Raw genomic sequence first — 11,521 nt, 5'->3', positions numbered from 1 at the left:
GGTTGCCTCCACACTCTCACGGCCGGCATCCATCGAGACCTCGACACGGCTATCGCCGGACTCACCCTCCCCTGGAACTCCGGCATCGTTGAAGGCCACGTCAACCGGATCAAGATGCTCAAGCGCCAGATGTTCGGCCGGGCCGGTTTCGCACTGCTCCGCAAGCGAGTCCTGCTGGCTCACTGATCGATGTCAGATGCGCGCGATAGCTTCCCCACATGGGTGTCTACCTGGTGAGCGTCGGCGCGGAGGAATGGTTCGGTGACGAGAAAGACGGATGGGGCGAAGTTGCTTCGGAACTCGATGCCGAACTCAGGCGGCGAGGCCTGCCGCCCTACGAAAACGTCCCCACAGAGACGCACTTCGCACCTGGCTCAGGACAAGCCTTCGAGAAAAAGCTGACCCCCGACATGACCGGGTTCCTCGCCTTGTGCCAGACGCACCTGTCACGAGAGGAATCCGAGCCATCTCTCTAGCTGGTGCCCTCGGCGTTCACAACAGCTGTCAGGTACCGCATCGAATCCGGTGAGCACCCGACCAGCACTACAACGTCACCGTCGCGGCACTCGGCCACCTGCCAGCCGTACTGAACCAACCTCGAATCCGTACGATTCCTCGACCGGACCCGAACCAGCTCCCACTGCGCCACCGGAAGCGGACTGCGATGAAGATCCCTGAACTCCGTCGGAGTGACATGAAGCCTGGAACCCACAGCCCAGAGGTGAACCAACGCCTCAGCCCGGCAGTACGAACGATCACCCAGCACACAGGCAACGAAACCCACCTCCGCCCCCTCCGCAAAACCCCGAGCCTTCTTCCTGGCCTTACGCCTCTCAACACCCCAGCCCAACGCACCACCGACAACAAAATCCAGCAAAATGCCCAGCACACGCCACCCCTCCAACCGCAATCCAAACAGGCGCAGACAGAGAGCACACTCCTTCCCAAGAAGGAGCGCGGGACACGAACACCGCTACCCATGCCATAACGGGCTGCCGCGTCCTGACCGCTCTCAGGGTTCACTTCGCTCCGATCCGGCTCTCAACGCGAAGGATGGCTCCGGTCGCCCGCGGGTTCCCGATGGCGTGAGGATCGATTGGCTATCAGAAGGCAAACCCACACAAGGACATGCGCCCCAGCCACCACGACCTGACCAGTACCGGCCCCATCACTCACCCTCCATACAAATAACCCCACGCTGATGACCAGCATCGGCCAGTAGACAAACTGAGCCCATCGCCGGCCTGGCCTGGTCCACTCCGGTGGGCTGTAGGAATCAGGGCTCTGTCTCATAGTCGCCTCCCTCATCAAGGTCATGTTCCCCCTGCCGGCCCCAGCACCCACTCCTCCTCCCGGCAGCCCACCCGGCGAGTTGGCTGAGCAGGAGGGCCAGCCACGAGTACAGCGTGCCGAATGAAATCCAGCAGTACCCGCGTGCTTCATTTGTCAGTAGAGATAAGCGATGGGCTCGGAACATCCCAGCTCTATCGCTCCGGAGGTGGGGTTCTCAAGCCGCCCGCCGGGGAATGATCGACTGGCAGGAGACCGACAGCTCCGGCGCACTCAGCCGACAAGACGCCGTTGGGCAGGTCACGCACTGGGGGCCTTTATGGACGGTAATGCGGATCCTCGCCCACCTCTACAGCCCGGGTGCTGCTGAGCGTCCGGTGTTGCTGGTACTCGTCGCGGGCGGCTGGAAGACTGCATGCATGGTCGGGGATGCCATTGAGGCGTATGGGGTGTTGCTGGACAGCTCGTTGTCGTTGATTCGTGAGGCGTCGCGGGACGCTCGGACCTTCGACCGGCTGGCGGTACACCGGGCTGCGGATGTGTGGGACAACAACACCTTCCCGCTCTTCCGGGCAGTACGAGCGGGAACAACATGGGGACGTGAGCGCCGGGCGCGGACGGGGCTGCGCTGGATGTCCGAGTTGGGGCCATCACGGCGGGAGTGGATGATGGGGCTGCTGGGCTCGGACGGCGAGCGGCTCGTACCTCCGGTAACCGAGCCAGAGGGACCGACCCGCGACCACGAGGGCCGGGTGCGGCCGGGCATGTTGCGGCTCACCGCGGACAGCGCCGGGGAACTGGCCCGCGACTACCTGTTGCCGCATGCTGAGGTGCAGCGGCTGCGGGTCGAAGTACGGGGGGAGCGACACCTAACGGCCTCACTGGAACTGGCGGTGCCGAGGGCCTACCCGGTCGACAACAGCGCGGCGGCAGGTCACCGGGTGAAGGTGTTCGTCGATGTCGAACGGTTGACCGAGGTCGTGTTCGACTCCGCGGATACGTCGGGCGTTGAGCTGCGTACTGCCCCGGGCTTGGTGACGGTCCGCCTTGGGACGAGTGGGGTGCTGCGGGGCGACGGTGTGCAGGTATGGGTAGAAGACTGGTTGTGGCATCTGTCCCCGGAGGGACGTCGCGCGCAGGCACAGGCTGAGGCCGCGGGTCCCGGCGTGCCCGGACCCAGCGAGAGCCGGCAGCCGCAGGGATGGCTGCGCGGGCCCTCCCGGATCGCGGCCGAGGTGCTGCGGGACGCGATGCTGCATGTGCGGTGCGTGGGGCACCCTACGAGCGTCGGTGACATCAGTCCGCATGCCGTGTGTGACGCCTTCGACGGGGCGGGAAAAGCCATCATCGCCGCCGGCGCGCTGCGCACACCGTGGGGCCGGGACGCGGCGTTCGAGCGTCTGATCGACGAGTGGATCGGCCGGTGCAGTACGGAGGTGCATCGGCGGTTCCGGGAAATGCTGCACGGAAAGGCCCTGTGCTACGTGCTCTCGCGACTCCCTGAAGCTCAAGGGGAGGCCGACGCCCGTACGGTCCCTCGGAAGGCGGAGTACACCGGCCCAGCGATGCTCCGGCTGGCCCGGTTCACCGCCCCAGACGGAAATCGGCCGATGCCGCAACCAGGCGAGGCCGTACTCAACCTCGCGGTACCGTCCGGCGACGACGCCGGGCTGCCGTGGCGGATGTATGTCCCACAACCGCACGACCCCGCCCGTTTCCAACTGCGCACCCAGGCGTTCCGGGATACCGGACGCCTGGACGCAGGTAATTTCGAGAACGGGCCGGGGGCCCTGCTCATCACACGGAAGTAAGCTTCTGGGTAAGGCCGTTGGACAAGGCACCGTGTTCGCCACGTACGCCTCGCTTCTTGCCGCCGTGGTGGATGAGGACCTGGTGGTCGTCTTCCTCGCCGATCGCGGCACGATGACGTCGCCGGTGCGGGCGTTGCTGGCTGTGTCGGCCGGCTGGGAAGACGTGAGTGGCCTAGACCCCGTCTATGACCAGGAACTCATGGAGTCGCCGGAGCCCCGGGAGTTTCGAGCCCTGCCCGCCGCGGTGCACGGCGTCCAGCTGGACCTGGCGCTCGGCAACGGGGACTTCGCCGCGTACGCCGGGGCCGCTTCCGCAGAGCCTGATCAGGTGCTGCGGCCCATCTGACCGGTACGGCGGGCGGCCCCTCAGGCAGTTCCGTGCTTGAGGCCCAGGCCGCCGCGGAACCCCATGTCGTCAGGTCCCTCGGACACCGATGCGTCCGGGTGCCAGCGGTCGACGGTCACTACGCCCGGCTCCAGCAGTTCCAGTCCCGTGAAGAATTCCTCGATCTGCTTCTGTGTGCGCAGCACCACGGGCTTGGAGACCTTGTTCTGACGGTAGAAGGCCGATGCCTCCGCTGCCCTGACGGGATCTGCGTCACCGCAGGCGTGGGACAACGCGACGTACGAGCCGGCCGGGAGAGCGTCCACGAGAACCCGCAGGACGCCCGCCGGGTCCTCGTCGTCGTCGAGGAAGTGCAGGATCGCGGCCAGGACCAGGCCCACCGGTCGTGTCATGTCGAGTGTCCCGGTCACCTCAGGCGATTCCAGTACCGCGCGCGGGTCACGGAGGTCCGCTTGCAGGTAGGTCGAGCGGCCCTCCGGTGATATCGGGGTGAGCAGCGCCTCGGCGTGCCGCAGCACCACGGGGTCGTTGTCCACGTAGACGATCCGGGCCGAGGGCACCATGCCTTGAGCGATCTCGTGCAGGTTGGGGCGGGTGGGGATGCCGGTGCCGATGTCCAGGAACTGTGTGACACCCCCCTCTTTCACCATGTGCCGTACGGCGCGGGCCATCCACGCCCGGTTCTGCTGCGCGCTGCGCTGGATCTCCGGCCAGCGCTGGGCGATGCCCTCCGCGACGGCTTGGTCCACCGGGTAGTTGTCCTTGCCGCCGAGGAGGCTGTCGTAGACCCGCGCCGGGTGCGGCTTTCCCTGTTCGAACGACCCGTTGAGGGACACACGATCTCCTTCGCGCGATGACGCGTCCGGTTCACACAACAACGCTCTGACCAGAGCCATTTGAACATACTGGGTAGTGCGAGCCCACCCCTGCTCCCGGGTCATTGATGCCGTGGTGAACAGAACGGTTGCGATGAGCTTCTAGGCGCGGCGAATCGTTCCTGCCTGCCTCTTCATCACGCGGACGATCGTTTCTGCGTGGGGTGGTTCGTCGAAGAGCGGAGCGACCGGGCCGGGGAGCACTTTCTCCTCCGGGTGCTCGTCGGTCCAGAGCGGTCGCAGTCCGAGCGGGTACCGGATCTCCTCGAACTTGTCCGAGTGCGACGTGTGCGCTTGTTCGGTGCCGGCGCTCGGCGCCGGGGCGGGCCGCCATGGCTCCCGTTCGATGTCCTCCAGGCGTCTGCGGAAGTCGACGTGCAGCTCGTCCATCGTGGCGAAGAAGCTCGCCAGCAGAGAGCGCATTCCATACCTCCTGTAGCCACGCCGGCCGCCGGCTCCCACGGGGGCGGCGGTGCGTTGTTCGATCGTGATCGTTTACGGGATTCCAGACTCCCCAACGACTGCCGCCACCGAAAGGAACGTGCCAATCGGGTGATGCCGGTACATGGCGGGTTGGTGGAATTGCCGCTACCGGGTCGCTCAGTGCCGTGACGGGGCGGTGCACCGGAAGCCGGTGGCGTGGCCCTGGTGGCGGGGCACCTCGGGGTAGCGGCACAGGTTGCGCTCGACCGGCTTGCCCTCGGCGGTGATCAAGGTGGCGGGGAGCGTCTTGGGGGCCTTGCCGTGCTCGACCCAGGCGGTCAGCGCGGCAAGGCCGTCGGCCGAACCGTCCTGGCCGTCGAGACCGCAGTGGCTGGTGCCCGGGGCGAGGAAGACGCGGTAGAAGGTGTCGACCGCTGTGGAGCCGCCCAGTGCCCGCTCGACCCGCTCGCGGTACTCGACCGTGCCCCGGGCCGGGATGAACTGGTCGTCCTGCCCGTGCCAGGTCAGCAGCTTGCCGCCGGACCTGCGGAAACCGGACAGGTCCGGGTCGTCGGTGCCGATGAGCTTGTCGTACTCGGCCTGGGACTGCTTGAACAGCCTGGTGAACTCGTTGTAGGTGATCTTGGTGACGTCGTAGGACGGGTCCTTCTTCAGCCAGTTGGTGACCCAGAACTGCGGGACCTGGAAGGGAGCGCCCACGGCGGTGCCGTCCGGGGTGGGCGTGGTGCCCGCCAGGCCCTTGAGGTCGGCCGTGACCGGGACGCCGGACCACAGCTTCTTGCCGGTGGTGGTGCGCGGGCCGTCCCAGATCCTGCGGACGACGGACGCGTCGGCGGCGGTGATGGTCAGCTCCTTGCCGTCGCACACGACCTTGGTTCCGATCAGGCGGCGCGGGTCGAAGTCGCATCGGGACGGGTCGTTGACGAGGCCGTCCTCGGCACCGTCGAGCTTGTCGCACGCCTTGACGGCGGCGTTGGTGAAGGCGTCCAGCTCACAGCCGGTGGGGTAGGTCTTCTCGTTGTTCATGACGACCTGTGGCCAGAGGGTGGCGACCTCGAACTCGTCCCAGTTGATCGCGGGCGCGTCGGCGAGGATGCCGTCGTAGTCGTCGGGGTGGCGCTGCGCCTCCGCGTAACCCTGGCGGCCGCCGGTGGAGCAGCCGGTGAAGTAGGAGTACGCGGCGCGCTCGGCGTAGACCGAGGCGACGACCTGCTTGCCGACCACGGCCGCCTCGTGCTGGGAGCGGTAGGAGAAGTTCTTCAGCGATGTGGTGTTGACCGTGCCGTCGCTCTTCAGCGCCCAGCTGACGTCGAGGACGTCGCCGACACCGGCGTCCGTGGTGGTCGCCGCGTAGCCGCTCCTGACGGCGTTGCCCATGCCGACGCCGTTGTCCCCGGCGAGGTAGGCGCTGCCGCCCAGTGCCCGGAAGCGGCCGTTCCAGCCCTTCTCCGGGAGCCAGTTGGAGATCGTTACGTGGTCGCCCTCGCCCGGGTGGGTGAGGGCGACGGTCACCTTGCAGAAGGCGGGGACGTCCTTCGCCTCGCCGCCGAGGAAGCCGGTGCCCTTGATGGTTCCGCCCGCGTCGCGGACCGCCGTCACGGACTCCACCTCGGTGCCGGCCGGCGCATCGACCGGCGCCTGGGCGCAGTTGAGCGCCGTGGCCGGTGCGGGCGTCCGGCCTTCGGCGGATGCGGTGGGCAGGCAGACCGCCGCGGCCAGGGGCACACCGGCCGCGAGCGCGGTCAGAAGTCGTCGTTTCATGGGTGTCCGTCCAGGAAGTAGGGGCGTACGGGGGCCTTGCCTGAGGCGTTGCCCGGTGAGGTGTGCGGACCGTACGACGACAGGGTCGACACGTGTGTGCACTATCGGCCTAATTCGTCACTGGTTTAACTGGTGACGATCGTGGCATGCGGCTCACCGGCTGTCAACGGCGACATGGGGGCGGGAGGGGGCGCCGGCCAGGCCCTGGTGCGAGTTCTTGCACCTCGGCGCGGTCACCTGTCAGAATGGTGACGTGAATCTTGACCATGTCTTCGTCTGCGGGAACCCGGCGCTGGACTTCGCGGCCACCCTCCGGGCCCGGCGGTCGACGCGCTTCGAGATGTTCGTGACTCCGGACCGGCTCAACGCCTGGTATCTGGAGTCCGGGCTCGTGGACACGGTCACCCCCGGCACCGAGGACGACGTCCGGGCGGCGGTCACCGTGCGCGAGGCCGCCTACCGGCTGATCACCGACCGCCGCCTCGGCGAGGAGTACGACCGCGAGGCACTCGCCGTGCTCAACGCCGCTGCGCGCAGGCTTCCCGTGACGCCCCAGCTCACCCCGTTGGGCCGGCACACCGAGGCGACGCCCGCCCAGGCCCTGGCCACCGTCGCCCGGCAAACGGTCGAGCTGCTCAACGGCCCGGACGTGCCCCTGCTGAAGGAGTGCGGTAACCCCGAGTGCACGCGCGTCTACATCGACCGGTCCCGGGGCATGCGACGGCAGTGGTGCGGCATGGAGTCCTGCGGCAACAAGTACAAGGCCGCCGCCTACCGGGCCCGCAAGAAGACCGCGGCGGCGGACGCCGCGAGCTGACGGCCGCCGACGGGATGACGGGCCGCCCCGCCGGGCCTCGGCCCCGGCCCCCGGTCCCGGATCACGTCGATGACCAGGTCCCGGGTGACGGTGAAGAGCCGGCCTCGGACGGAGTCCTCCGTACCGAGCAGGCGGTCGATGTTCCGCCTGCCCGGACCTGCTCCCGGCACACGTGTGAGCGTACCGGCGGCTTCCGTCCGCGTGGATTGAACATGCACGGCGCACATCTGGCGTCGACACTTATCTGCACGGGGTCCGCCCGTGGGTACTATGCGCAGCAACATCCATATGAGGGAGTGAAACGGTTGTGACCAGCCACTCGACCGCCCCCCTCCGGTCGCGCTTGCTGGATCAAGCTGCGTCGGACCTGGAGGACAACCGCCGCCGCCAGCGAGAACTGACGGACGAGTTGACGATGTTGCAGCGGGAGGAGGCCCTCCTGACGGACATCCTGAGCCTCGCCCAGCGGTACGACGGGTTCGGGGACCCGTCCCGGCTGGCCGAGCAGTCGCAGGACGAGCCCGTGGCCGCGAAGGCGGAGCGGTCTCCGGCGGGTGGCCGGGGTGGCGCGAAGGGGAAGCCGCGCCAGCCTCTGCTGGGTGACATGTTGCTGGAGCTGTTGGGCGGTCACGACGAGCCGCGCCTGGCCAAGGAACTCCGCGACGAGCTTCTGGAGAAGCATCCCGACCGCAGCCCGACGCCGCAGGTGGTGCGGAACACGTTGGAGTCGCTGGTGGCCAAGGGGCGGGTCCAGCGCCACAAGCAGCAGCGTTCCGTGCTGTACACCCTCAGCCCGTCGGAGGCGGACGCCTGACCGGCGGGTGATCGCTCCGTGCTGGCCTCGATGGGCCGGGCCGGCCCATCGACTTCCGTGGCGGTCCGGCCCGCGTTCAGAAGGAACAGATTGTCACCGTTTGAGCCGGTGATGTGTTGAGGGGTTCGCCTTCCTGACTCTCCGCGCTACCGGCCGGCGGCGACGGGTTGCAGCGGCAGGTCGGCGAGCGCCTGCAGGACGGTGACGTACGAGCGCGCTACCGCCGTGCCCGCCTCTTCGTCCACCTCGACGCGGATGTTGGTGGTGACGTGCTGCGTCCGCGGCGTGCCGTCGGTGTGGACGATCACGGTGCTCCGGAACATCTCCTCGATCGCGGCGCTGCCGCTGACCGGCTCGCCGCTGCCGTGGAACGTGGCGTCGGCCAGCAGAGCGCCGAGGCCGGCGAAGTCGCCGTCGTCGACGAGTTCGGCGTACCGGGCGATCAGGTTCTCGATGATCCGGTGACTCGGCAGGGAGCCGCCGCGCGGGTGGGAGGGCGTGGGCACGATCTTCTCCATGGTGACCTTCGTGGGGCGGGGTGGTGCTCGCGCGCCTGGGCGCGGGTCAGGACTTCAGCGCGCCCTCGCCGCGCTCGCGCGGGAGCGGGGGTGATGTCTTCCGGAGTGTGCCGGGGCCGGCTGTGGCCCGCGCGGCTGCCGGCCGCGCGGGGTCAAGGGACCGAACGGTGCTGCTACAGGCCCAGGTCGAGGGCGACGCACGAGTAGAACTTCCACGAGTTCTCGGGGGTGTAGGTGTCTCCCCCGGTACCCGGCGTGGCTTCCACCTCCGCCGTCATGTCCTCGCTGCGGATCCGCTCGGGGAGCTTGCCGAAGCGCATGTGCCTCACCGCCGCGTCGGCGTCCATGGCAGGTTCCTTGTTCATGGCTCTGCCCCACTTCTTCGGTCGTGGATCGTGTCCTGTTCGCCGCCCCGGACGGCTACTGCCAGCATGCACCGCCTTGCGTCACCTGTCAAACCGGTGACGCACTTGCTGGTGGGCGACTCCGTAGGCCGTGCGCCCCGGCCGCCCGTCTTCGCCGTTGCCATTGAGAACGTCTCCTTCACACAGGCGGGCAGCGCTCACCGCGGCGTCCGCCTGTCGGCCGTCGACTCAGCGGCCCCGCCGCGCGCATGGCGTCACCTGCTGGACAGGTGACGCAGTTCTGTGCGAGGGTCACCATGGCCCCGCCGCCCGGCCATTCGGTACGGCAGGTGTGAGCGGCAGCAGGTGTGAGCGGCACCGCGGTCAGCACGAACCGGACACGTATGAACACGTGAACGTATGACGGAAGGTTTGACATGATCAACAGGCGCACTTTCAGCAAGGCCGTCGGCCTGGGCACCGGCGCGACCGCGGTCTCACTGTCGGGCCTGGGGTCCGACGCGTTCGCCTCCACCGGCCCGCGGGTGCCCGCCGTCCCGGCCATCACCCCGGGCACCCACACGTCCTTCGGCGAGATCAAGCAGGTCAAGGCGGGTGTTCTGAACGTCGGCTATGCCGAGGCCGGTCCCGCCCACGGCCCGGTGGTCATCCTGCTGCACGGCTGGCCGTACGACATCCACAGCTACGTCGACGTCGCCCCGCTCCTCGCCGACCTGGGCTACCGCGTCATCGTTCCGTACCTGCGCGGACACGGCAGCACCACCTTCCTGTCCGACCGCACTCCGCGTACGGCCGAGCAGTCCGCCATCGCGCTGGACGTCATCGCCCTGATGGACGCCTTGAAGATCGAGAAGGCCGCGCTGGCCGGCTTCGACTGGGGCTCACGCACCGCCGACATCATCGCCGCCCTGTGGCCGGAGCGGGTCACCTCCATGGTCTCCACCAGCGGCTACCTCATCACCGACCGCAAGATGCAGGCCGCACCCGCCGATCCGGCCGTCGAGCGCACCTGGTGGTACCAGTGGTACTTCGCCACCCCGCGCGGCAAGGCGGCCATGGAGGCCGAAGACAGCCGCCTCGCGCTGTGCCGCTACGTGTGGACCCTGGTGTCCCCCAATTGGGACTTCGACGACGCCACTTACCACCGCACGGCGGAGGCGTTCAAGAACCCGGACTACGCGGCCATCGTGCTCTTCAACTACCGCTGGCGCATCGGCCTGGTCGACACGGACCACCGGTACGCGCGCCACGAGAAGCTGCTCGCCGCCCAGCCCGCCATCCACGTGCCCACCGTCACCCTGGACGCCGCGCTCGACCCCTTCACCCCGCCGCCCGGCGACGGTTCGCTCTACCGGTACCACTTCACCGGCCCCTACGCGCACCGCACGATCGCGGACATCGGCCACAACCTGCCGCAAGAGGCGCCCACCGCCTTCGCCCAGGCCGTGGTCGACGCCGGCCACCTCTGAGCCCTAGGCGCGGGCCGCCCGGCCGGCGGCCCTCCCCCGAACCGCTCCCGCGTCCCCGGTCAGCCCCTCAGCCGGTGGGGGTGGGCCGGGTAGACGCCCAGGACGCGCACCTCGGAGGAGAAGAACCGCAGTTCCTCCAGGGCCAGGGCGAGCCGCTGCTCGTCGGGGTGGCCCTCGGCCTCGACGTAGAAGCGGCTGGCGTTGAGCCCTGCGCCGATCTGATAGCTCTCGATCTTGGTGAGGTTCACCCCGCCGGTGGCGAACCCGCCGAGTGCCTTGTAGAGCGCGCTCGGGATGTTGCGCACACTGAAGAACAGACTCGTCATGGTCGGCCGGCCCGGATCCGGGGCGGGAGCGGGCCTGCGGGACAGGACGACGAACCGCGTGGTGTTCTCCGGGTCGTCCTCGACGCCGGCACGCAGGACGTCGAGACCGTGCAGCCCGGCCGCGGCGGGCGGCGCGAGTGCCGCGTGCCGCGCGTCGCCCAACTCGGCCACCTCGCGCGCCGCGCCGGCGGTGTCGTCGCAGACCAGGGTCCGCCAGCCGCCCTCCCGCAGCAGCTTGCGGCACTGCCCCAGGGCGTGCACGTGGCTGCGGACACACTCCACCTGGTCCACGGTGGCGCCGGCGACACCCATCAGGTCGAAACGAATGGCGAGGAAGTACTCGCCGACGATGAACAGCCCGGACTCCGGCAACAGGTGGTGCACGTCGGCCACGCGTCCGGCCGCGGAGTTGTCCACCGGGATCACGGCAAGGTCCGCGTCACCGAGCGCCACGGCGTCCAGGGCCTGCTCGAAGCCGGTGCACGGGTGTTCGGAGGCGTCCGGGTACAGGGCGCGCGCGGCGGTCGCCGAGTTGGAACCGGGTTCACCCTGATATGCGACGGTCGTCACCGCGTTCAGCCTTCCTGAGGGACATCCTGTCGTGGGGCGGCAGACGTTCCGTTGCGTACCGCGCCCGCTGAAGTATCCGTGAACTCACCTCCCTCACGCCCACCCGGGGCCGCCA

Annotated in this window: 13 protein-coding genes and 1 pseudogene; 7 read left to right on the top strand and 7 right to left on the bottom strand. The window is 68.6% G+C overall.

Annotation, left to right across the window (positions count from 1 at the left end):
• From ACIQZN_RS33070 to ACIQZN_RS33055, 4 genes and pseudogenes are all read left to right on the top strand, one after another.
• Positions 1–186 (top strand): annotated as a pseudogene (locus ACIQZN_RS33070) (ISL3 family transposase); the annotation flags it as partial.
• A 32-nt stretch (positions 187–218) separates the two neighbouring features.
• Entirely contained in the window at positions 219–476 is a 258-nt protein-coding gene (locus ACIQZN_RS33065; RefSeq protein ID WP_404002014.1) for a hypothetical protein, read from the top strand.
• Positions 477–1,526: 1,050 nt separating this feature from the next.
• The gene (locus tag ACIQZN_RS33060; protein WP_404002011.1) at positions 1,527–3,101 is read left to right on the top strand and encodes a hypothetical protein; all 1,575 of its coding nucleotides are present in this window, start codon (positions 1,527–1,529) and stop codon (positions 3,099–3,101) included.
• Positions 3,102–3,132: 31 nt separating this feature from the next.
• Positions 3,133–3,447 carry a DUF6924 domain-containing protein gene (locus ACIQZN_RS33055; protein WP_404002008.1) on the top strand — a complete coding sequence of 105 codons (315 nt, stop codon included), beginning with the start codon at positions 3,133–3,135 and terminating at the stop codon, positions 3,445–3,447.
• Between the two features lie 20 nt (positions 3,448–3,467).
• Here ACIQZN_RS33055 and ACIQZN_RS33050 read toward each other — a convergent pair whose 3' ends face one another.
• From ACIQZN_RS33050 to ACIQZN_RS33040, 3 genes are all read right to left on the bottom strand, one after another.
• Entirely contained in the window at positions 3,468–4,283 is an 816-nt protein-coding gene (locus ACIQZN_RS33050) for an SAM-dependent methyltransferase (protein WP_404002005.1), read from the bottom strand.
• Positions 4,284–4,424: 141 nt separating this feature from the next.
• Positions 4,425–4,745: a hypothetical protein gene (locus ACIQZN_RS33045; protein ID WP_404002002.1), complete on the bottom strand. Its 321-nt coding sequence runs from the start codon at positions 4,743–4,745 to the stop codon at positions 4,425–4,427.
• Positions 4,746–4,922: 177 nt separating this feature from the next.
• A complete protein-coding gene (locus tag ACIQZN_RS33040; RefSeq protein WP_404001999.1) occupies positions 4,923–6,527 on the bottom strand; it encodes a tannase/feruloyl esterase family alpha/beta hydrolase in 1,605 nt (534 codons plus the stop codon).
• 253 nt (positions 6,528–6,780) lie between these two features.
• On the opposite strand from ACIQZN_RS33040, the gene ACIQZN_RS33035 reads away from it, so the two are divergent.
• On the top strand, positions 6,781–7,344 hold the full coding sequence (locus ACIQZN_RS33035) for a CGNR zinc finger domain-containing protein (RefSeq protein ID WP_404001997.1): 564 nt from the start codon (positions 6,781–6,783) through the stop codon (positions 7,342–7,344).
• Here the strand turns inward: ACIQZN_RS33035 and ACIQZN_RS33030 are convergent.
• Complete coding sequence (locus ACIQZN_RS33030; RefSeq protein WP_404001995.1) at positions 7,299–7,514, bottom strand: hypothetical protein; 216 nt, start codon at positions 7,512–7,514, stop codon at positions 7,299–7,301. The genes ACIQZN_RS33035 and ACIQZN_RS33030 overlap by 46 nt on opposite strands.
• A gap of 137 nt (positions 7,515–7,651) precedes the next feature.
• Here ACIQZN_RS33030 and ACIQZN_RS33025 point away from each other — a divergent pair, with 137 nt between their 5' ends.
• Entirely contained in the window at positions 7,652–8,158 is a 507-nt protein-coding gene (locus tag ACIQZN_RS33025) for a hypothetical protein (RefSeq protein ID WP_404001992.1), read from the top strand.
• A gap of 146 nt (positions 8,159–8,304) precedes the next feature.
• Here the strand turns inward: ACIQZN_RS33025 and ACIQZN_RS33020 are convergent, their stop codons facing one another.
• Positions 8,305–8,676, bottom strand: a complete 372-nt coding sequence (locus ACIQZN_RS33020; RefSeq protein ID WP_404001990.1) for a nuclear transport factor 2 family protein — start codon at positions 8,674–8,676, stop codon at positions 8,305–8,307.
• Between the two features lie 173 nt (positions 8,677–8,849).
• Positions 8,850–9,041 carry a hypothetical protein gene (locus tag ACIQZN_RS33015; protein WP_404001987.1) on the bottom strand — a complete coding sequence of 64 codons (192 nt, stop codon included), beginning with the start codon at positions 9,039–9,041 and terminating at the stop codon, positions 8,850–8,852.
• 416 nt (positions 9,042–9,457) lie between these two features.
• Between ACIQZN_RS33015 and ACIQZN_RS33010 the strand changes: the two genes are divergently transcribed.
• Positions 9,458–10,510, top strand: coding sequence for an alpha/beta fold hydrolase (locus ACIQZN_RS33010; protein WP_404001985.1), 1,053 nt, complete (start codon positions 9,458–9,460; stop codon positions 10,508–10,510).
• 59 nt (positions 10,511–10,569) lie between these two features.
• Here ACIQZN_RS33010 and ACIQZN_RS33005 read toward each other — a convergent pair whose 3' ends face one another.
• Complete coding sequence (locus ACIQZN_RS33005; protein ID WP_404001982.1) at positions 10,570–11,406, bottom strand: prephenate dehydratase; 837 nt, start codon at positions 11,404–11,406, stop codon at positions 10,570–10,572.
• Between the last annotated feature and the right edge of the window lie 115 nt (positions 11,407–11,521).

Origin of the sequence: Streptomyces sp. NPDC097595 (assembly GCF_044761525.1) — a bacterium.
In the GTDB taxonomy this organism is placed as follows: Bacteria; Actinomycetota; Actinomycetes; order Streptomycetales; family Streptomycetaceae; genus Streptomyces; species Streptomyces drozdowiczii_A.
This window is presented reverse-complemented; position numbering and strand designations above follow the sequence as displayed.

Excerpts from the sequence above, each read along its gene's own strand:
- ACIQZN_RS33040 (WP_404001999.1), bottom strand. The coding sequence starts at position 6,527 with ATGAAACGACGACTTCTGACCGCGCTCGCGGCCGGTGTGCCCCTGGCC.
- ACIQZN_RS33060 (WP_404002011.1), top strand. The coding sequence starts at position 1,527 with ATGATCGACTGGCAGGAGACCGACAGCTCCGGCGCACTCAGCCGACAA.
- ACIQZN_RS33015 (WP_404001987.1), bottom strand. The coding sequence starts at position 9,041 with ATGAACAAGGAACCTGCCATGGACGCCGACGCGGCGGTGAGGCACATG.
- ACIQZN_RS33045 (WP_404002002.1), bottom strand. The coding sequence starts at position 4,745 with ATGCGCTCTCTGCTGGCGAGCTTCTTCGCCACGATGGACGAGCTGCAC.
- ACIQZN_RS33065 (WP_404002014.1), top strand. The coding sequence starts at position 219 with ATGGGTGTCTACCTGGTGAGCGTCGGCGCGGAGGAATGGTTCGGTGAC.
- ACIQZN_RS33010 (WP_404001985.1), top strand. The coding sequence starts at position 9,458 with ATGATCAACAGGCGCACTTTCAGCAAGGCCGTCGGCCTGGGCACCGGC.
- ACIQZN_RS33020 (WP_404001990.1), bottom strand. The coding sequence starts at position 8,676 with ATGGAGAAGATCGTGCCCACGCCCTCCCACCCGCGCGGCGGCTCCCTG.